Below are 21,424 nucleotides of genomic sequence, written 5' to 3'. Positions count from 1 at the left end.
TTTTTGTTTGAATTTACTTCGAGAAGTAAAAGCAAACTAGTGATTATCAACTCACAAGTGCCCACACAGATTGATTTGGTTAAATTGTTAAAGAGCGTTGTCTTTCAACTACTTAGCATTTAAGCTTCATCGTCTCAGGCTGCGTATAATACCGAGCCAGACTTTTAAGTCAAGTGTTATTTAAAACAAAGTTTAAATACTCAAAACTTAATATTCTTCAGGCTTTAACTATTGTTTTTACCTTGGGAATGGATGCGCATTATAGGGAGCTAAAAGTGTTTCGCAAGTACTTTTTCAATATTCCGTCCTAAGTGATTATTTTCTACACAGATCACTTTTTTTCAAACAAAAGCCCTACAAGAAATGAACAATGACTTAATTAGTTGGCAATTGATAAACAATATAAGTAGTATCAATGTGATTTTATTGTTAATTCATCACTTTTTTATTTATTTATTTATTAGACCTTACTTATCATGAAATCTACTAACTCAAATATTGTTATTATTGCTATTGCTGCACTAGGTGCAGGTGCAATGTTGCTATTCCCAACGGTATCTCCCGCTTTTGCTTTCGCTTTCGGCGCAGTAATTACAGGTTTTACATTATTAACCATTAATAAAGACCCAGCTAAGCCAAGTACAAAAATATCTGTTGAAGGTACACCAACAACAGATCAAGCAAGTACAACTCTTTATGTTGGTAACTTGCCTTACCGAGCAAATGAATCAGATGTAAAAGATTTATTTGCTGAATTCGGTGATGTTTTTGCCGTTCGCTTAATGAAAGATAAACGAACAGGTAAAAGAAGAGGCTTTGGTTTTGTTGTTGTTGCAAGTAAAGATACGGATAACGTTATCGAAAACTTAAACAACAACGAATTTGATCAGCGTACACTTAAAGTCCGTATTGCTAATGATCCTAAAACTTCGGGTAATCCAAATATTGAAGAGGACTAAATTCTAGTTCTTTAAATGTTTTATTTAGTGCCTCTTCATTCTTTGTTGAGGCACTACAAAAAACCTCACCTTTCATTACCTCTCTAATTCCCTCATTATTCTCATTTAATAGCTGTTTGACTCTTCTTGCTATCGCCTCACCCGAATCTATAAGAACAACATTCTTATTAAGTACACTTTTGATTTCATTTTTTAAGAATGGGAAATGCGTGCAACCAAGAACGATAGTATCCACCGTTTCTTTCCATGGTAATAAAATGCTCTCTAACTCTTTTAAGTCTACTTTTTTTCCAATCATCTTCTCTTCTGCCATTTCAACTAAACGTGTTGAACCTAATAACTGAACATCGGATATCGGAGCAAAAGATTTAATAAGATCATAAGTGTAGCTGCGCTTTACTGTCGCTGGGGTTGCTAGCAAACCAATTTTCTTAGATACCAACGCCGCAGGTTTAATCGCAGGGACAACACCAACAACTGGAATAGAAAGTTTTTCTCTAAGAGTAGGTAAAACAATTGTACTTGCGGTATTGCACGCGATAACAACGATATCAATAGGAAAGAGACTGCATAGTTGAGCGATGATGTGTGTTGTACGCTCTATCAATACAGATTCAGTTAACTCACCATATGGAAATGCTGCGTTATCGAATGCATAAATATACTTTTCTGAGGGTAATTGTTGTTGGATCTCTTTATATACAGATAATCCACCGACGCCTGAATCAAAAATTAAAATGTGTTTTGGCATAACTAAAACCACAGACTCTATTTAAATCGATATGAGAACTTAAGGGCCTTATCATACCGCTTGCACTATTTTTGTAAAATAGAAGCGCTATAACGTAAATGAGTAAAACGATCTTTTTCATCAATCTTAAGATCTAATAATTGAATTGCTCCTTTAAAACAAGGCGCTTGGATAACTAAAGTATGAAACTCACCGTCCTCACCGCATGGATCTACTTTCTTAGGTAATTCTATTAATAGCTCTTTGGTATATTCTCTACCGCAAAAATAATTACTTAGCTGAGTGCCATCAGTTGTAACTAAAATTGTTCTGATCCCACAAGAAATGATTTCATTTGCCAAATCATAACTAGATTGTCCGACAAGTGGAAAAACACACTCCCAACCGGCTTCTTCTATATAGCTTTTTCGATATTCAACAATCCCATTACAGAACATATCGCCAAAGGCTACTGCATCAAACTCAATTCCACATTCCTTTAAACCAGTGACGACTAAACTTTGATATTCATTATTGGCAGGGAACACGGTAGGCAATTCAATCGTAATTAAAGGCAGATCCGCCAAGTCAGCTTGCATTTGAACAACTGAAATAGGCGTGACTTGAAAAGGGACTTCATTTGCTACATGAGTTGTATATAAAGCAACAACTTCATATTCAGGATTATTAAGCAGACGGATAAGTGTTAGTGTTGAGTCCTTGCCAGAAGACCAACTGATGATAACTTTCTTTTTCATATATACCTCAGAAAAGAAAAAACCGCCGATGAATGGCGGTTTAAGTAAATGTATAACTTAGAATTTATATGTTGCCGTTCCATAATAACTACGTTCTTGTGTATTATAACCACCCGCAGTTTCATATTCCTCATTAAACATATTAGCAATTCGAGCGCTTACCGAAAAAGAGTCCGTTATAAAATAAGTTCCAGCAAGGTCAAAAAGTGAATACGAATCAAGCATATCACCACCAGAATAATCTAAGCGTTCACCTTGATATAAATAACTCAAATCAAATAGGAAATCATTAATTGCATATGAACTATTCCATTTTCCACTCTTTTTTGCTCTTCGTGCTAAAACCTCACCAGTTTCTTCATTTTTAGGATCCATCCAATCAAAACTCACTTGATGGAAAATTGGTCCTGTATCAAAACTACTGGATATTTCTATTCCTTCAATTGTTGCTTTATCTACATTCTCACTAGGTTTGCCATAAGCAATTAAATCTGTAATTTTATTTTTATATGCAGCTAAACGAACAGTAGCTAACGAATAATCAACAATAAGTGCAACTTCCATATTTTCTGATTGTTCTGGCTTTAAATTTGGGTTGCCACTATCGCCATAAATAGGGTTAGTTGAATAAAGATCATTAAATGTAGGAGCTCTAAATGCAGTTCCTGAATTAAAAGTAAGTTTATAATGTTCTATAACTTGGTAGCCAACACCAAATTGCCACGTTGTATTGTTGCCATAACGCTGATTATCATCATTTCTTAAACTAGCTTCCAACTGGAGGTCGTCTTTTTGATAAACTCCCGTTACAAAACCGGCTAAATTTGTTCTTGAGGTTTCATCAAATGTTGCAGCATCTGTTGAATTAGATACATCATCTTTATACCAATCAATACCACCTCCAACATTTAACTCATTGGTTAATTGATAAAAGCTATTCAAATAAATAGAGTCGCGCTGAGTTTCAAAAACAGCATCAGTATAAACACCAGCCCAAGAACTATAAGAATGTTCATCATTATGATCCTGATTAGTTGCCACAACTAATGACGTTACCCATTTATCCGTTTTATATTCATTACTCAAAGCTACATTATAATTCTTACTATCTTTATATGACGCAGCTGGATCATAATCAACTGAACCTTCGCTATAATCAATATTTACTCGGCTAGTAAAAGATTCTGAGAATTTATATGCTAATTCTAAAGATAAATTATTACTTTCAAATCCATCATTATCACTATCTTTACTAGGATCATAATAACTATTCGATTCACTATATGCAGAAAAGCCATCTTCTTTTTCTTGGCTAACTGCTACTTTTACATATAAATTATCATTTACTTTTGTACTTGTTACTGCACTTAGTTGTTGATATTGATTAGAACCAAAACCACCACTAATTTCTGTATATTCATCCGTTGTTGATGTGATTATATTAATTACACCACCAATAGCATCTGCACCATAAATAGCAGTACGAGGCCCTCTAATATACTCAACTCTTTCTACACCATTTAATGAAATAGCATTAATAGCAGCAACGCCTGAAGTTGCACTACCTAATCTCACCCCATTCATTAAAATAAGTACATGATCAGATTCTGTTCCACGAATAAATAAACTCGTTTTCTGACCATAACCACCATTTTTTCCAATTTGAACACCTGGCAGTCGACGTAGTACTTCATCAAGAGATTTAGCTTGCATCGCTTCAATTTCTTCTTTAGTGACCACTTCTACTGGCGCAATTACATCTTTAGTCGACTGCTCAAATCGATTAGCAGTAACAACCATTATTTCATCAGTTTCAGTTGTGGTATTTTGAGCTAATACAGGGGAAGTATAGGCGTGAGAAAGCAGCGACACTATTGCAGTCGCAAGGGCAGTTTTTTTCATTTCCATTGTTTCCTAAAATCGCGTTAAGTCCATATAGCAATACCTCATGTATTGCATATTGCTGGCAGGTCTTCGGACTTGAGAGCAGTTAGCCTACGGTACTCACTTCCCATTTTTTATCTCTACATCCATTGATAAAGAAAAATAATAGTGTGGTTCATGTACCTTCGTTCTCTCTTACCGCTGCGCGTCAGTTCTGGATTTTCACCAGATTCCCTTTTCAGGCTATTCTCAAAGATGAAAGTAGCGCACCAACATGGGCGAAATAGTAATGGCGTGCGTTATATTTGTCTAGGTTTATGCGCTTAATATTCCAACACTGAACCAATTAGTTTCGGCCAATAACACACAAAGACTGGACAACAGATCTCTATCGCATAAAATCGGCGCTCTTATTTTGAGCAGCGTGAGGCAAGACAATGACACAATCCGTCATGAACCCAGAAAATTATCAAGTACAACTAGATGAAAAAGCAGAAACACTGTCTGCAATATTTTCTGAATTCGACGTTCCTGAACTGGAAGTCTTTTCTTCTCCTGCTGAAAACTACCGTATGCGAGCAGAGTTTCGAATTTGGCATGAAGGTGACGACATGTATTACGTCATGTTCGATCAAAAAACAAAAGAGAAATACCGTGTAGATTATTTCTTACCTGCCACTCGTCTTATTAATGACTTAATGCCACTTCTTGCCGAAGCAGTAAAAGAAAGTAAAACATTGCGTTATAAAATGTTCCAAGTGGATTTTTTATCAACTTTAAGCGGTGAGATTTTAGTTTCTATGCTTTATCACCGTCAATTGGATGATGCATGGAAAGAAGAAGCAAAAGCACTGAAACAACGCTTAAATGATGAAGGCTTCAACTTAAATCTTATTGGTCGTGCTCGTAAGATGAAAATCGTACTAGACCAAGAGTTTGTAATTGAAAAACTTAAAGTAAACGATGACATCCTGACTTATAAGCAAGTTGAAAACAGTTTTACTCAACCTAACGGTGTTGTTGCACAAAAAATGTTGGAGTGGGCGGTAGACTGTACTCAAAACAGTCAAGGTGATTTATTAGAACTTTACTGTGGTAATGGTAACTTTTCTTTAGCCTTAGCTAAAAACTTTGACCGTGTACTAGCAACTGAACTAGCAAAACCCTCTGTTGAATCTGCGCAATACAATATTGCAGCAAACAATATTGATAATGTTCAAATTATACGTATGTCAGCAGAAGACTTTACCGATGCAATGGAAGGTAAACGTGAATTTAGACGTTTAAAAGATCAAAATGTTGATTTAAAAAGCTATAACTGTAATACCATTTTTGTCGATCCACCACGTTCTGGTATGGATGAAGGCACTTGTAAAATGGTGCAAGGTTACGAGCGTATTATGTACATCTCTTGTAATCCAGAAACGCTAAAAGAAAACCTGGAAATTTTAAGCAAAACACATAACATTACTCGTTTTGCTCTTTTTGACCAATTCCCATATACACATCACATGGAAGCAGGTGTGTTTTTAGAAAGAAAATAATACTCAAAAATTAAGAACATAAAAAAGGCCCAGAACATTATATTCTGAGCCTTTTTTTTAATTCTAGTATTAATTCATTTTATCCAAATATGAATAATTAAAGCTCTGTGACTTCTTCTTTCTTTTTCAAGACGCCCATTTTAATCCCAATCCAAAGCAATAACCCTAATGCCACCATAATTGAGAAGAAATTTGAGCCAATTTCAGGATATTGTGCTTTTACAAAAGCAGAATGTCCAAACAAACCAACAAAGAAACAAGCAACCGCTATCAATGATGTATCTTCAGTTTCTGGCTGACGTAGATATTCTTGATATAAACCTTGAGCAGCAAGAACCAATGCAATAATAGGAAAAATTGAAAATGCAATTTCAGTTACCGTAAATCCAACCCATACAGCATTTAAACAAAGACCTGTCACCACTGATAGCACTAATGTTTTACGTTCATTCCTACTGTTTTCATGTGTCATGTTTATCACCTCTTTATAGACATTGATTCACTGTGACCAATGCATCTACATTCTATTTCTAATTTTCTTTTCGATACAAGTAAGCACCTTTCGAAAGCATCCGTAATTGGAATATCAACCGTCTTGAAAGTTCTTCTCTATGAGGAGCATCAAGATCCAATGCTTCCGCTCCTGAACTAAAGACCAAAGTTACCGATGCCTCAGCTTGAACTGATGCTTCTTCACGAGCAACACCTGTTGTGGCAATTAAATATTCAGTTAGTTCCGCTACAAAATGTTGAATTTCTCTTGCTACAGCAGCTCGAAATGCGGGTGATGTTCCTGAACGTTCACGTAATAACAATCGAAATACGTTCGGACTACCTTCAATAAATTCCATGAAAGTTTCCACCGATGTGCGGATAACGCTTCCTTCTACCACAATACGCTGTCTAGCTTGGCGCATTAATTGACGTAAGATTAATCCTCCTTCATCAACTAAAGTTAAGCCCAATTCATCCATATCTTTAAAATGACGATAAAATGAGGTTGGTGCAATACCGGCTTCTCGAGTCACTTCTCGTAAGCTTAAACTCGTAAAACCTCTTTCAGCACATAATAGGCAAAAAGCAGAATCAATGATGGTTCGACGTGTTCTTTCTTTTTGCTGTGCTCGCACACCTTTTGTTGTTACTGGTCGCTTTACTTCTGATACGGCATTAAGATCATCCGCTTCAAATTCAGGATACATATTTTTTACCGTATATTTTACAATTTAATTAAATGGGTATCACAAACTTTCGCTTACCCACATTATGGATTTCTACCGTGCGATGTAAATAATGAAATCCATAATCATCCAGATTTCCATAAACAACGTGATCCTCTCCACTCTATCTTACTCACTTGATTTACCAAACGAATGAAAAGGTTAATATGGTTAGCTAGCAATGTTGCGAGATTGATAATAATAAGGCACCAATAATGACTAACTCAACCCCTACACATTCAACCCACTTTGATGCCATCGTAATAGGGAGTGGTCCAGGGGGGGAAGGGGCAGCTATGGGATTAACCAAAGCAAACCTAAATGTGGCCATTATTGAAAGAGAGCCAAGTGTTGGTGGAGGTTGTACCCACTGGGGAACCATTCCATCCAAAGCACTGCGTCATGCTGTTAGCCGTATTATCGAGTTTAACTCCAATCCTCTTTACTGTAAGAATAATACCAGTCTTCATTCTACTTTTTCGGATATTTTAGGGCATGCAAAAAGTGTTATAGATAAACAAACTAGAATGAGACAAGGATTTTATGACCGTAACCAATGCTCACTCATTTTTGGTGAAGCCAGTTTTGTTGAAAAAAATACTATCGCAGTAAAAGCAAAAGACGGCTCAATAGAAACCTACACCGCAGATAGGTTCATTATCGCAACGGGTTCTCGTCCCTACCGCCCTGCTGGTGTTAACTTCAACCATAGCCGCGTTTATGATAGTGACTCAATTTTGTCATTAAAGCATGACCCACGCCATATCATTATTTATGGAGCAGGGGTTATTGGTAGTGAGTACGCGTCTATCTTTAGAGGGTTAGGTGTGAAAGTTGACTTAGTGAATACTCGCGATCGTTTACTCTCCTTTTTAGACAATGAAATGTCTGACGCCCTCTCTTATCATTTTTGGAATAGCGGGATCGTTACCCGTAATGACGAAACCTTTGAAAAGATTGAAGCCAGTGATGACGGTATTGTGATGCACCTTGAGTCTGGTAAAAAAATGAAAGCCGACTGCATCTTATTTGCCAATGGTAGAACGGGCAACACAGACAAATTAAATCTATCCGCGGTTGGGCTAGAAGCCGATTCCCGTGGACAACTTAAAGTTAATGGCAACTACCAAACCCTAGTTGATCACATTTATGCGGTTGGTGATGTTATTGGTTACCCTAGCCTTGCAAGTGCCGCTTATGACCAAGGACGTTTCACCGCTCAAGCCATTACTAAAGGAAAAGCAGAGGCTCAATTAATTGATCATATCCCTACAGGTATTTATACCATCCCTGAAATTAGCTCTGTAGGAAAAACAGAACAAGAACTAACAGCAGCAAAAGTACCATATGAAGTTGGAAGAGCCTCCTTCAAACATTTAGCTCGCGCTCAAATTGCGGGAATGGATATTGGCAGTTTAAAAATCCTTTTCCATCGTGAAACCAAAGAAATTTTAGGCATACATTGCTTTGGTGAACGTGCTGCTGAAATAATTCATATCGGTCAAGCCATTATGGAACAAAAAGGCGAAGCTAATACTATTGAGTACTTTGCCAATACTACATTCAACTATCCAACAATGGCTGAAGCCTATCGTGTTGCGGCTCTAAACGGATTAAACCGACTCTTTTAAATCAAAAAATAGAGCTATATACATCAGAAGATAACAAAAGGGATTAAGCATGACTTAATCCCTTTTTAGTTTAACTATCAATACAATAAAGCATTTGGCCTATGATAGGAAAATTGCTTTTTTCCATTGAATAGAAAAGGTAATCGCTGAACTAACGCCACGCATCGCCACAAACATTGAATTTCTCATCTCAGAACCTTTTGTTGCCCCTACAAAAATACCATCTAGCAAGAAGCACCACATAGAGACTAATGGCATTGCTACTAGCCACATAGGGTAACGCGCATTTTGCGTTCCGAGTAACCAGCCCATGATGACAAAATTACTCAACGCAGCTGGCGCACTCCATATACGAATAGAAAAATATTGATCTGCATATAACTTAACTTCTGGTGTTGCATCACTGAAAGAAAAAATAGCATAAGAGAGAGATTGATGAAAAAGAAGTAAAACAAATGAAAAACACAGAGCTAAGAAAATGCCCTGAGAAAAAGTCTGACTCAACATGGTTTTATTCTCAGCACCATACACCTGAGCTGATAATCCAGTCGTCGCCATACGTAGAAAACCTAGCAGCCAAAATGTCACACTGATCATCGTGCCGCCAACAGCAACACCACCTAAATACCACGCATGATCTAAATGCCCAATAACGGTATGGTGATATTTGAAAGAACCATCGGAATAGCTAACGCCAGAACTTGCCGATGCAAAGAGATATTTCTTAATTATTTCCACATTGGAGCGTACCGATTGAAAAAAGTAACAACAGTATTATTTTCTTTCGATCCTAAACCTTTGCACAATTGAATTTTTTAATAAGACAATTGTTATAACACCATTACCAATTCATATAGATCAACAGCGGTGTGACTCGATGTTTAAACAAAGGAAATTTAGCTAGCCATCGTTGCCATACTTTCCATCTTCCGCAGTCATACTCTATTGGTGATTTTACTGAGAAACTATCTATCCACGGTAACCACCCTGTGAAATGTTGTTTAGGTAGATGTAATCCATGCTTATATTCAATACAACCAAGCTTTTTGCCTATCATAGTATTACAACGATCACCCGCTACCACGAATAACGCTTCAGCATGATGAAAACGACGACCTAATAACTGTATAAATTTAGCTAATTGTATTTCATTACATTCTAGTAAGGCGTGCTCACAGACAATCATTAAAGGCACTTCATTAGGAACTGGGAGATTATCGACCCAACTCTCTTCCATCGCAGAGCCACAGCGTAAATAATAACGTTCATTGGTATGAAATAGCTTTTGACGCCAAAGAAGGTTTTCATTGATATCTAATTCAAGCCAATGACATCGACCATTATCCAAACGATAAAATCGAGTATCTAATCCAGCGCCAACATTAACGACCCAACCAGACGGATGGCGTTTAAGAAATTGCGATACTTGTTGGTCACATTGAACTGTCAGAGTAGCGTGTAATAATTGCTTTTGATCGATATCTCCAGAGAGACATTCAGAAGAAAGGTGGCAATGTCGACATGCCGCAGCAGCGATAGGATCATAAATTAATCCATTATCGATCATACTTTCGCGGCTTCTCAACCAAAGAGGCTGAAGTAGGCGGGAAGGAACTTTATGGCCGATCTGTGTCATTATCATCTCCTATGAAAGAGATTTAATGATAATGACTATCATTACCACTTGTAAAGCGCTATTTCATCTCAACAAGCGATAATGACAATTTAATAATAACTTCCTAAGCAGTAACCCAGGCTGTTATCTAAGTTTAGATTACATCCATGTCGTGCTACGGATAACGCCGACAGCAAGACCTTCAATACTTAAACTTTGTGATGTTAAATCCACTTCAATTGGAGCAAACTCTTCATTCTCTGCATGAAGAAAAACCATAGAGCCTTTTCGCTCTAAGCGTTTTACTGTCACATCATCATCTACCCTAGCGACAACAACTTGCCCATCACGAACATCTTGTGTTTTATGCACTGCGAGTAAATCACCATCCATAATACCAATGTTTTTCATGCTCTCACCGTTTACTCGTAACAAGAAATCGGCTTGTGGTTTAAACATTCCAGGGTCAACTTGATAATGGCTCTCTACATGCTCTTGAGCTAGAATCGGTTCACCCGCAGCTACTTGACCAATCAGGGGCACACCAAGATTTTCATCTTCCGCTTCTTGTAAAAGAATACGAATACCTCGAGAGGCGCCGGGAATAATCTCGATAACCTGCTTACGAGCCAACGCTTTTAAGTGCTCTTCTGCCGCATTCGCTGAGCGAAACCCCAACTCACGAGCAATCTCTGCGCGTGTCGGTGGCATTCCAGTGTCATCAATTTTTGCTTTGATTAGCTCAAAGACTTCTTGCTGTCTTGCCGTTAGTGGCTTCATAACTCACCTGTTTGTTTATACAGTTAACTGTGAGTATATACAGCTGTGCTATGCTTTGAAAGACCTACTGATTAAAAATAAGACAAAGTGAGCCTCTTTTCTGTCATATTAATCGTACTATTGGAGATTCTGTGTTCATTTCTATTAAAAGGTTTGACCAGTTCTGCTATTCTTGCCAACAAATTGTAAGCATCTATATATAACCGACTGCTCGGTACATAACTAAGGCGTTATTGTCATTATGTCTACAGGACAAACTATTTATCACTCTTTGCTAAAGTTACCCTTATCGGTAATGGTGAAGAGTAGCTCGATTCCATCGAATCCAATTGAAGACCTTAAGATAGATCTTGAGCGTCCAATTATTTATGCACTGCCATTTCGCTCACATGTTGATTTGCTAACATTACAAAAAAGCGCATTAGAATTAGGACTGCCCGATCCTCTTTCACCACTTGAAATGGACGGTGTTGAATACCCTCGCTATGTATTCACCTCTATTGGCCCAAAGATATTTGAAACAGATGATGATCTTCCACAGGAATCACTAGATTTATTTAAAGTGGTATTGAAATACCACGCAGATAATCCAAGTGTAGATTTCCAATTAATTCCAACATCTATCTTATGGGGAAGAAGACCTGGCAAAGAAGGGACAAATAACCCTCATTTAATGCCTCTTAACGCACCTCAAAAATTCATTACACTAATTAAAGCTGGCCGTGATTCAACTGTGCGTATTAGCCCTGTAGTGTCTTTACGTTACATGGCAGATAACCATGGGGCAGATGAAGCCATTGCTCATAAACTGGCTCGTGTGGCAAAGATTCACTTCTCTCGCCAAAAGTTAGCAGCGTCAGGGCCTAACCTTCCTAATCGCCAAGCACTCTTTAATCGCTTATTAAAATCTCAAGCTATTGAAAAAGTGATTTTAGAAGAAGCAAAAATACGAAATGTAGACGTAGAAAAAGTACGTAAAGAAGCCATGGGGATCATGGAAGAAATCGCGACTAACTTTTCTTATTCACTTATCAAGAATGGTAACCGCTTACTCAAATGGTTATGGAATCGTTTATACCAAGGTTTAAACATCAATAATGCAGCAACGGTACGTAAACTGGCACAAGAAGGCCATGAAATTGTTTACGTTCCCTGTCACCGTAGCCATATGGATTACCTATTACTGTCTTATGTGCTTTATCATGAAGGATTAGTGCCACCACACATTGCCGCAGGTATTAACTTAAACTTCTTCCCTGCTGGACCAATTTTCCGTCGTGGCGGTGCTTTCTTTATTCGTCGTAGCTTTAAAGGCAACCGTCTGTATTCAACGATCTTCCGTGAGTATTTAGCAGAGCTATTTGCTAAAGGGTATTCAGTAGAATATTTCAGCGAAGGTGGGCGTTCACGCACAGGTCGCTTATTAGAAGCAAAAACCGGTATGTTAGCAATGACAGTGCAAGCAATGTTACGTGGCTTAAATCGCCCAGTAACACTCGTACCTGTATATATCGGCTACGAACACGTAATGGAAGTAACGACTTACGCTAAAGAACTGCAAGGTAAGCGCAAAGAAAAAGAAAATGCAGGACAAGTACTACGCACTATTCGTAAACTGCGTAACTTTGGCAAAGGCTATGTAAACTTTGGTGAACCGATTTCTTTAAATCATTACTTAAATGAGCACGCGCCTAATTGGTCTGAATCAATCAATCCAATTGAGCCACAAAAGCCAGAGTGGATGATCCCTGTTGTTAATGGCATCGCAAATAAGATGATGACACATATAAATGATGCGGCAGCAGCCAATGCATTAACCTTATGTGCAACCGCTTTACTTGCTGCTCGTCAGCGCGCATTAAGTAAGGAAGATCTAACAGAACAACTCGATTGCTACTTACAACTGCTGCGTAATATTCCTTATTCAAAAACAGCAACTGTTCCAGCAGAAAGTGCAGATGAATTATTAAAACACGCCATTGCTCTTGATAAATTTGTTATTGAGAAAGATACATTAGGGGAAATTATTTCATTGGATAGAAACCAATCTATCCTAATGACCTATTACCGTAATAACATTATTCATCTATTTGCATTGCCATCATTAATCGCAAAATTAGTGGTTCAATCTCGATCTATTTCTGTAGATAATCTCCAAAAGCAGATTCAAACAATCTACCCGTTCTTAAAAGCAGAATTATTTCTGCATTATGGTCAAGATGAGTTAGCCGATGTAGTGAATCTACATATTGAGGAATTAGTACGTCAAAAGTTAATCGTAAAAGAAAATAACCTTTTACAGCTTAACGCTACCAATATTCTTAAACTTCACTTATTAGCTCATACTATTTCAGAAACTCTGCAGCGTTACGCTATTGCACTTACGCATCTGCAAGCCTCTCCTGAATTAGATAAAAGTGAATTAGAAGAACAAAGCCAAATAATGGCTCAACGTCTAAGTCGTCTACATGGCATCAATGCACCTGAGTTCTTTGACAAAGGTGTTTTTGGTATTTTGTTTAATAGCTTAAAAACAGAAGGCTACTTGGATAGCGACGGTAACGCAGTACTAGAGAAAGTGGCGCCATTCGCACACGATATATCGAAACTATTAACGCCAGAGATTAAGCTAACAATCCAAGCGGTTATGAATAAAGACGATTAAATATCTTTTAAATACAAAAAAGCCAGTATGACATTTCTTATTGAAAGTATCATACTGGCTTTTATTTTATCAATTAAGGTATCTAAATCAGCACACTGGCACTAATTGCAGCAAAGACTAAACCACCCACATAATTATTATTTAAGAACGCCTTAAAGCACGCCTCTCTTTCTCTGCCTTTAATTAACCATTGTTGATAAACAAAAAAACCTGCGGCTGCCAATACTCCCCAGTAATACATACTTGAAAGCGCTAACTCAGAGCCAAGAACAATCAATAACGCCAATACACTTAATTGCAGTAGGCCTACGATGAGCTTATCGAACCGACCAAATAATATCGCTGTCGATTTAATCCCAATCTTAAGGTCATCATCTCTATCCACCATGGCATACTGGGTATCATAGGCAATAGTCCACAACGCATTTATCACAAACAACAACCAGGCTTCAGGTGGCACTTGATTAGATTCTGCTGCGTACGCCATTGGGATAGCCCAACTAAATGCGAGCCCTAAAACAAATTGAGGTAAGTAAGTCACTCGTTTCATGAAAGGGTAAGCAACCGCAAGAACTATCCCTATCCCAGAAAGCATAATCGTTAAAGTATTCATGGTTAATACTAATAAAAATGAACACACCACTAAAACAGCAAAAAGCGTTAATGCTTCTTTTGATGAGATTAATCCAGAAGGTAGTGGACGATTAGCGGTACGTTTTACATGACCATCCACTTTGCGATCAGCAAAATCATTAATTACACACCCAGCAGAGCGCATAAATAAAACACCCAATACAAATACAATCAGCACATGCCAATCAGGTAACCCATCTGCCGCTAAAAACAATGCCCACAATGTTGGCCATAAAAGCAATAAAGAACCGATAGGACGATTCATTCGAGTTAATTGCCAAAACGCTTGTGCTTTTGACGTGGTCATTATTCAACTTCCTTTGAGTAAATAGGCGCATTAGGTAAAAATAATTCCGCCACCAACATAGGTTTTTCATTCATCCATAAACGAGAACGTCGAGCAAATAGCATTCCTTTCTCTGTTTCAATCTTTCCGACTTGTAGCTTGTCTCTGTGTGCACTTAGAGCACTAAACACGGTAATACCTAATGGTACGTGACCTTGACGAGTTAAATCATGCGGCTGGTCTTGAAGCGATGATAACGGGATCAACGTTCTACCATATACCCACGATTGTTGATCTCCCTTTAGAATAACTTTTCGACGCAAACACACTTCATTACCCAGAAGTTCTAATTCTACTTCCGTTAATGTTTCTGGATTCACATGTGTATTATCTAATACCGATACAGACAACAATTGGCAATGTTGCTCTAGACGGCGTGATAATGAATCTAATCCAAGCAGCCAGTATTGCTGCCATTCATTATGACACTCAAAGGTATCGGCATCTTGCCACCATACTTTTTTAAGTACCGAGGCACACCAAGAATTGATCTCTGACATATTCTCTATAACATCTCTCACATATATCAATTATATTGAGAGATTACGGTTAATTTTTTCTCACAACGGCCGACTATTGTAACAAGTAATATAATAAATTGACTGACGAATGGATTAGAAAATGACAAAGAAATCATTATTTGTAGGGTTGCTGCTAATTATTAGCCAACTTTTTTCCCCTGCGGTTTTGGCAGCGGAAGACTCGACACCTCAAATGGGCTACTTTACTTTAGCCCCAGACCTAACAACAAACTTTGTTACTAAAGGGAAAAAACTCGGCTACATTCAAATTCGAGTCGATATCCTAGTGGCCGATAGCCGCGATTTACCTAGCTTAGAGCACCATAATCCACAAATTAGAAATTCATTAGTTGACGTTCTAGGCCAACAACCAGAGCAACGAATTAAATCACTAGCGGGACGAGAAGAAATAAGAAAAGAATGTTTAACTGCAATCAATGAAATCCTTTTAACTGAAACAGGAAAAACCTTAGCGGTAGATTTACTTTTTACTAAGTACATATATCAATAACATTCTGTTCAATTCAAAAAAAGGAGCCTGGTATTTCTACCTAGCTCCTTTTTTGTATAAAAATATAACTACGCTTTTTTAAATTTGCTATCAATCAGAGCAATAACACACCCTGAAACTAAACCAACAAGATGTGCAGTATTCGCTATCGCCATAAAAGGTTGAGCATAACCTAGAATAATCCACGCTAGCATAAAACCAACTATAGGCTTAGAGACTGAAATCCCTTTCTTAGGTGATAACCAACCAATAAACCAAGAATACCCTAATAAGGCATATACAACGCCAGATAGCCCGCCAAAGTTTGCACCGTCTATCCAATATTGTCCTAACCCAGAAAACAACGCTGAAAATAAAAATAACTGCACTAATTTAGTTCGACCTAAGCGCAGTTCAATATCTCCACCTAACTGCCACCACCACAATAAGTTAAAAATAATATGCATCGCCGAAAAATGAAGTAGCGCATGAGAGAACCAACGCCATATCTCTATACTTTGCGATGGGCTAGCCGGAAAATGCAATGCTTGAAAAATCGAATTATTCCATCCCAACTGCTGTAGAGCAAAAATGACAATACAAATAGCCATGATGAATAAAGTAAAAGCGCCTGCTTTGGCTTTAATCATCTTCATCAGATCAGGAGAACCATAAGTAAATTTAGCGGTGCGAGTCTCTGCCATCTCCCATGATGCTGATTGATATTTTTTGTCATTAGGGTTACTTAAAAAAGCCTGTAACTCTGATTCAACTTCTAATAAATACGTATCATCAGACACAACCCATAAAGCAAACTGACCTTCACCCTCAGGCATCATACGAATATCGATTTGGCGCGAAGCCATGTAATCAATAAACGCTTGCCCTGCTCTTGGATTAGATAATGCCATTAATCTCTGCATATAATTTTATTACTCCACAGGTAAGCCCGCTTTATGCCAACCTTCAAATCCACCATCCACACTATACACTTCATCATAACCCTGATTAATCAAGTATTGCGCAGCGCCTTGACTACTGTGACCGTGATAACACATCACTAATACAGGCTGTTCAAAATCAACGCTATTCATCAACTCAACAATTGTATCGTTAGTTAAATGAAAAGCACGATCTACATGTCCACGGTTAAATGATTGAGGATCTCTTATATCAACAATCACGGCGTTGAGATCGTGATTCATTAACTTCGCTTGTGCGTCTTCTACTGATATATGTTGAAATTGTTCCATCTTAGGCTTTTCTCTCAATTTTTTATTTATTGTACTCTCGATTAACCACAAGAAAAACACAGAGTATGTAAGGGTTAAGCAAAGTTATTCACAGGGTTATTATCCACACCATTTATAGCGACAAATTTAACTGTTCATTTTTTAACCCCCTGTGGAAAAGCTTGTGGATTACGTTGATAAAGTGTTTTTTTAATTTTAGATCCACAACATGTAGTAAAGATCCTTTTTAATGTGTGGATATAAATAAACCTCCCAAGCCCCCATATCATCTGGCTTTTCGTCTTTTTATATAAGATCTAAACAGATAACACCCTGCTTATACACAAGAATTGAATTTCTAATATATCGAACTTCGATCTAAAATTCAGATAAAAAAAAGGCTGACCTCTTTCGAGATCAGCCTTTCTATAGAATTAGAGTTAACTAAAAAACATCACCAACCGCATCTTTTAGTTTTTTCATTGCATTTTTTTCAAGTTGACGAATACGTTCCGCAGAAACTTGGTAAGTGTCTGCTAATTCTTGTAAAGTCACCTTCTCATCAGTTAACCAACGAGATTGTACGATATGCTGACTACGATCATCTAGGGTAGCAATTGCATTCGCTAAACGATTATTTGTGTAATCTTCCCAGTTATCTTCTTCTAAAGAATGAGCAACGTCTGATTGCTTATCCTCTAAGTAATAAACTGGCGCAGTAAATGCCATATCTCGATCATCATCTTCTGCTGGTGCTTCAAACGTAGAATCTTGTGCAGCAAGACGAGATTCCATCTCTCTCACCTCAGAAGGCGCAACACCAAGATCTCTAGCAACCGCTTCAACTTCGCCGTTATTAAACCAGCCAAGACGTTTTTTATTCTTTCTTAAGTTAAAAAACAGTTTACGCTGTGCTTTTGTTGTCGCTACTTTCACTATGCGCCAATTTCTCAGTACATACTCATGAATTTCAGCTTTAATCCAATGCACAGCAAAAGAAACCAAACGTACACCCACTTCTGGGTTAAACCGTTTTACTGCTTTCATTAGGCCAACGTTACCTTCTTGGATAAGATCCGCTAAAGGTAGGCCATAACCTGAATAACCACGGGCTACATGCACGACGAAACGAAGGTGAGATAAAATAAGCTCTTTAGCTGCTTCTATTTCTTCTTTATAGTGTAAACGCTCAGCCAGTTCACGCTCTTCTGTTACCGTTAGCATCGGATAACTATTAACAGATCTCAGATAGCTGTCTACACTATCCTGTGAAATAGCAGCCATTGAATACATCTCTTTCGACATTCAAATCCCCATTTATATCTAGGTATTACTTAACTTAACCCTGCAATGATGTACTTAAAATAAACAGACTGCAAGTGAAAGGCGGGAAATTATCCACACTTTATAGACTAATTTCTGTTAAGTAAGTTCAGCTTTTAACAAAATGAATACAAAAAAACCGTTAATTCAATGAATTAACGGTTCATAAGATCTTAGTTAGCGTAGATACGATCATTGAAACTAAACAGGTTCAATCTCTTTCAGATGTCGTAATACGGATATACGAGCGGCAAGTAAGCCCAGAAATGACGATAACATTAATAGCAGCAAGCTTTCATCCCAAGTTAACCCAATCAATCTAAATACACTGTCATAAAGTACGGCTACATTATCAACCGCACCATTTAACGTGATTGTGATAATAGCGGTTAATAGCCAAGCAACAAAGCCACCTAATAAACCAAACCACATCCCTGTATATAAGTATGGGCGTAGAATAAAAGTATTCGTTGCACCCACTAACTTCATGACTTGGATTTCATCTTTTTGCTCTAATACATTAAAGCGTAATGTATTACCCACAATTAAGAAGACCGCTACAAACATTAAGATTGCAAGCGTAGTAGCTACAACCACCGCAACATGCTTAATCGCATCTAATCTTGCCAACCAATCATCATCTAAACGCACTTCATTAACATAAGATTGTAATTTCAAACGACTCACAAGCTGATTTACTTGCTCAGTACTTTGCCACTCTGTTTTTGGAGAAACAATCAATACCGCAGGTAAAGGGTTACTGTCTAACAATGTTAATGCTTGCTCAAACCCAGAATGTTCACTCAGCTCTTTTAACCCCTCTTGTGGAGAGATGTATTGAACTGCGTCGATTTCTTTCCAACCTTCAAGCTCCGACTTTAATGCTTGAACCTTAGACTCAGGCACTTCTTGTTGTAAATACAAGCTCACCTGTGAAGGCGCTTGCCATTTCGAAGCGACAATAGTTAGGTTTTTACCGACTAAATACATGCTTGATGGCAAAGTTAATGACATTGCAATAACAGCAAGAGTCAGTAAATTACCTAATGGGCGACGCAGCAACTCTTGAAAAGACAGTTTTGCTTGTTTCTTATGAGTCGCCCAAAAACCATCGCTTGACGATCCTTGGGTATTTTTTGGTTTACGTTTAGCCATGATCAGAAACCTCACGTAAACACCCTTGGTGTAAATCAAAACGACGGTATTTATTGCCACCAATTAACGACAAATCATGCGACGCCATTAATACACTGACTCCAACTCGATTAAACTCAGCAAATAAATTAAATACTTGGCGAGATAACTGAGGATCCAAATTACCGGTAGGCTCATCGGCCAACAATAACATGGGTTTATTTACCACCGCTCGTGCAATACCGACACGCTGTTGCTCACCACCAGATAGCTGCATTGGATAACTTTTTGCTTTATCTAACAGTCCAGTTTTATCTAACGCAGCAGAAACACGGCGTTTAATATCATTTTCACGAACGGATTCAACACGCATTGGTAATGCTACATTATCAAACACGGTTCGGTTCATTAATAATTTATGATCTTGAAATACAATCCCGATGTTACGACGTAAAAAAGGGATGTCTTGATTAGAGATCTTAGTAATGTCATGGCCATTAAATAAAATCTTACCATCACTCGGACGCTCAATAGCACAGATCAATTTCAGCAAGGTACTTTTACCTGCACCTGAATGACCACTTAAAAAAGCCATCTCACCTCTATTAAGGTGAAAATTTACTTTTTGTAATGCTGGGCGACCACCTCGATAGGCTTTTGATACTTGCTGAAATCGAATCACGCGTTATTCCTCACGACTAAACAGTGCATCAATAAAATCTTGCGCCACAAATGGACGTAAATCATCGATACCTTCACCAACACCAATATAACGAATTGGGATCTGAAATTGATCGGCAATAGAGAAGATAACGCCACCTTTTGCTGTGCCGTCTAATTTAGTCAACGTAATACCGGTTACTGGCGCAACATCACTAAATAATTTGGCTTGGCTAATGGCATTTTGTCCCGTACCAGCATCAAGCGTTAACATCACTTCATGCGGCGCTGTTGGGTCAATCTTCTGCATTACACGAACGATTTTACGCAATTCTTCCATTAAATTGCTCTTATTTTGGAGACGACCCGCAGTATCTGCAATTACAACGTCTACTTTTCGAGCTTTTGCCGCTTCAATTGCATCATAAATCACCGAAGCACTGTCTGCTCCCGTGTGTTGTGCAATAACAGGAACATCGTTACGTTGACCCCATACTTGAAGTTGCTCAACCGCAGCAGCACGGAATGTATCACCCGCCGCTAAAATGACTGATTTCCCGTCATTCTGGAATTGCTTTGCTAACTTACCAATTGTCGTTGTTTTACCAACGCCATTAACCCCAACCATTAAAATAACGTGAGGCATATTCTTTTCATCAATTTCTAATGGTTTTTCAACTTTAACTAAAATCTCAGCCATTTCTTCTTTTAATAGGCCATATAAAGCTTCACCATCTTTTAAATCACGTTTGCTTGCTTTTTCCGTTAAGCTATTAATGATTTTAACCGTGGTATCCATGCCCACATCAGCAATCAATAACTGTTCTTCTAATTCTTCAAATAGATCGTCATCTATTTTTTTACCACTGAATAAACCAAAGAAACCCGCACCAATATTTTCTTTAGTACGTTGTAAGCTGCGTTTTAGTCGAGCAAAAAAACTTTCTGTTGGCTTTTCTTGCACTTCTTCTATTACAGACTCAGTTTTTAATTCAACAAGTGGCTCTTCAACTTGTTGTTCTTCTACTTTATCAGCGTCTTCTTCAGATATATCATCAATAACGTTATCGTTATTTTCTGTTGCATCTTCATTCGCTTTACGCTGTTCAAGTTCAGTGTCTTCCACTACACTCTCTGTGGCGCTATCTTCTATAGATGGGGCTTGAGAAAGTGTATCGGTATTTTCTACTGATTGTTGCTCTACGGTTGGTTGCTCGGCTTTTTCTTCATCACCAAAACCTAACCAAGACAATAATCCGCGTTTCTTTTTGCCTGTCATTGGGAAATCCTAGAATTAAA

The 21,424-nt window shown here is 37.9% G+C and carries 20 protein-coding genes, 1 pseudogene and 1 riboswitch; of the genes and pseudogenes, 5 read left to right on the top strand and 16 right to left on the bottom strand.

The window, feature by feature from the left end:
• The first annotated feature begins 476 nt into the window (after nt 1–476).
• Nucleotides 477–959: an RNA-binding protein gene (locus tag A6E03_RS07690; RefSeq protein WP_065593324.1), complete on the top strand. Its 483-nt coding sequence runs from the start codon at nt 477–479 to the stop codon at nt 957–959.
• Here the strand turns inward: A6E03_RS07690 and murI are convergent.
• From murI to A6E03_RS07675, 3 genes are all read right to left on the bottom strand, one after another.
• Complete coding sequence (gene murI / locus A6E03_RS07685) at nt 922–1,710, bottom strand: glutamate racemase (RefSeq protein ID WP_065593323.1); 789 nt, start codon at nt 1,708–1,710, stop codon at nt 922–924. The two genes, A6E03_RS07690 and murI, sit on opposite strands and share 38 nt — an antisense overlap.
• A 65-nt stretch (nt 1,711–1,775) precedes the next feature.
• On the bottom strand, nt 1,776–2,447 hold the full coding sequence (locus tag A6E03_RS07680; RefSeq protein WP_065593322.1) for an ATPase: 672 nt from the start codon (nt 2,445–2,447) through the stop codon (nt 1,776–1,778).
• A 57-nt stretch (nt 2,448–2,504) separates the two neighbouring features.
• Nucleotides 2,505–4,349 (bottom strand): TonB-dependent receptor domain-containing protein, encoded by a 1,845-nt coding sequence (locus A6E03_RS07675; RefSeq protein WP_065600549.1) that lies wholly within the window; start codon nt 4,347–4,349, stop codon nt 2,505–2,507.
• A gap of 45 nt (nt 4,350–4,394) precedes the next feature.
• Nucleotides 4,395–4,620, bottom strand: a riboswitch (cobalamin riboswitch).
• A gap of 148 nt (nt 4,621–4,768) precedes the next feature.
• Between A6E03_RS07675 and trmA the strand changes: the two genes are divergently transcribed.
• Nucleotides 4,769–5,875: a tRNA (uridine(54)-C5)-methyltransferase TrmA gene (trmA, locus tag A6E03_RS07670; RefSeq protein WP_065600547.1), complete on the top strand. Its 1,107-nt coding sequence runs from the start codon at nt 4,769–4,771 to the stop codon at nt 5,873–5,875.
• Between the two features lie 97 nt (nt 5,876–5,972).
• Here the strand turns inward: trmA and A6E03_RS07665 are convergent, their stop codons facing one another.
• Together A6E03_RS07665 and fabR are read right to left on the bottom strand one after the other, a co-directional pair.
• Entirely contained in the window at nt 5,973–6,347 is a 375-nt protein-coding gene (locus A6E03_RS07665; RefSeq protein WP_065600546.1) for a YijD family membrane protein, read from the bottom strand.
• Nucleotides 6,348–6,405: 58 nt separating this feature from the next.
• On the bottom strand, nt 6,406–7,077 hold the full coding sequence (gene fabR, locus A6E03_RS07660) for an HTH-type transcriptional repressor FabR (protein ID WP_083201851.1): 672 nt from the start codon (nt 7,075–7,077) through the stop codon (nt 6,406–6,408).
• A gap of 233 nt (nt 7,078–7,310) precedes the next feature.
• Here fabR and sthA point away from each other — a divergent pair, with 233 nt between their 5' ends.
• On the top strand, nt 7,311–8,726 hold the full coding sequence (gene sthA, locus A6E03_RS07655; RefSeq protein WP_065600545.1) for a Si-specific NAD(P)(+) transhydrogenase: 1,416 nt from the start codon (nt 7,311–7,313) through the stop codon (nt 8,724–8,726).
• A 210-nt stretch (nt 8,727–8,936) separates the two neighbouring features.
• On the opposite strand, the pseudogene A6E03_RS07650 reads toward sthA, so the two are convergent.
• The 3 genes and pseudogenes from A6E03_RS07650 to lexA form a co-directional block, all read right to left on the bottom strand.
• Nucleotides 8,937–9,406: pseudogene (locus tag A6E03_RS07650) on the bottom strand (MATE family efflux transporter); the annotation flags it as partial.
• Between the two features lie 161 nt (nt 9,407–9,567).
• Nucleotides 9,568–10,362, bottom strand: coding sequence for a class I SAM-dependent methyltransferase (locus tag A6E03_RS07645; RefSeq protein ID WP_065593317.1), 795 nt, complete (start codon nt 10,360–10,362; stop codon nt 9,568–9,570).
• Nucleotides 10,363–10,500: 138 nt separating this feature from the next.
• A complete protein-coding gene (gene lexA, locus A6E03_RS07640; RefSeq protein WP_065593316.1) occupies nt 10,501–11,121 on the bottom strand; it encodes a transcriptional repressor LexA in 621 nt (206 codons plus the stop codon).
• 241 nt (nt 11,122–11,362) lie between these two features.
• On the opposite strand from lexA, the gene plsB reads away from it, so the two are divergent.
• Entirely contained in the window at nt 11,363–13,786 is a 2,424-nt protein-coding gene (gene plsB, locus A6E03_RS07635) for a glycerol-3-phosphate 1-O-acyltransferase PlsB (RefSeq protein ID WP_065593315.1), read from the top strand.
• 82 nt (nt 13,787–13,868) lie between these two features.
• Here plsB and ubiA read toward each other — a convergent pair whose 3' ends face one another.
• A complete protein-coding gene (gene ubiA, locus A6E03_RS07630) occupies nt 13,869–14,726 on the bottom strand; it encodes a 4-hydroxybenzoate octaprenyltransferase (RefSeq protein ID WP_065593314.1) in 858 nt (285 codons plus the stop codon).
• Nucleotides 14,726–15,265 (bottom strand): chorismate lyase, encoded by a 540-nt coding sequence (locus A6E03_RS07625; protein WP_065593313.1) that lies wholly within the window; start codon nt 15,263–15,265, stop codon nt 14,726–14,728. Before A6E03_RS07625 ends, ubiA begins: the two co-directional genes overlap by 1 nt.
• 121 nt (nt 15,266–15,386) lie before the next feature.
• Between A6E03_RS07625 and A6E03_RS07620 the strand changes: the two genes are divergently transcribed.
• On the top strand, nt 15,387–15,797 hold the full coding sequence (locus A6E03_RS07620) for a flagellar basal body-associated protein FliL (RefSeq protein ID WP_065593312.1): 411 nt from the start codon (nt 15,387–15,389) through the stop codon (nt 15,795–15,797).
• A 68-nt stretch (nt 15,798–15,865) separates the two neighbouring features.
• Here the strand turns inward: A6E03_RS07620 and glpG are convergent, their stop codons facing one another.
• From glpG to ftsY, 6 genes are all read right to left on the bottom strand, one after another.
• The gene (gene glpG, locus A6E03_RS07615) at nt 15,866–16,699 is read right to left on the bottom strand and encodes a rhomboid family intramembrane serine protease GlpG (protein WP_065593311.1); all 834 of its coding nucleotides are present in this window, start codon (nt 16,697–16,699) and stop codon (nt 15,866–15,868) included.
• 9 nt (nt 16,700–16,708) lie between these two features.
• Entirely contained in the window at nt 16,709–17,029 is a 321-nt protein-coding gene (gene glpE, locus A6E03_RS07610) for a thiosulfate sulfurtransferase GlpE (RefSeq protein ID WP_065593310.1), read from the bottom strand.
• Between the two features lie 423 nt (nt 17,030–17,452).
• A complete protein-coding gene (rpoH, locus tag A6E03_RS07605; RefSeq protein ID WP_065593309.1) occupies nt 17,453–18,313 on the bottom strand; it encodes an RNA polymerase sigma factor RpoH in 861 nt (286 codons plus the stop codon).
• A 219-nt stretch (nt 18,314–18,532) separates the two neighbouring features.
• Nucleotides 18,533–19,486 carry a permease-like cell division protein FtsX gene (gene ftsX, locus A6E03_RS07600; RefSeq protein ID WP_065600543.1) on the bottom strand — a complete coding sequence of 318 codons (954 nt, stop codon included), beginning with the start codon at nt 19,484–19,486 and terminating at the stop codon, nt 18,533–18,535.
• Nucleotides 19,479–20,147 (bottom strand): cell division ATP-binding protein FtsE, encoded by a 669-nt coding sequence (gene ftsE, locus A6E03_RS07595; RefSeq protein ID WP_060993993.1) that lies wholly within the window; start codon nt 20,145–20,147, stop codon nt 19,479–19,481. Before ftsE ends, ftsX begins: the two co-directional genes overlap by 8 nt.
• 3 nt (nt 20,148–20,150) lie before the next feature.
• The gene (gene ftsY, locus A6E03_RS07590) at nt 20,151–21,404 is read right to left on the bottom strand and encodes a signal recognition particle-docking protein FtsY (RefSeq protein WP_065593307.1); all 1,254 of its coding nucleotides are present in this window, start codon (nt 21,402–21,404) and stop codon (nt 20,151–20,153) included.
• Nucleotides 21,405–21,424: the final 20 nt, after the last annotated feature.

Origin of the sequence: Aliivibrio sp. 1S128, from assembly GCF_001691065.1 — a bacterium.
In the GTDB taxonomy this organism is placed as follows: Bacteria; Pseudomonadota; Gammaproteobacteria; order Enterobacterales; family Vibrionaceae; genus Aliivibrio.
The sequence above is the reverse complement of the archived record's forward strand: the minus strand, read 5'-3'. Positions and strand labels throughout refer to the sequence as shown.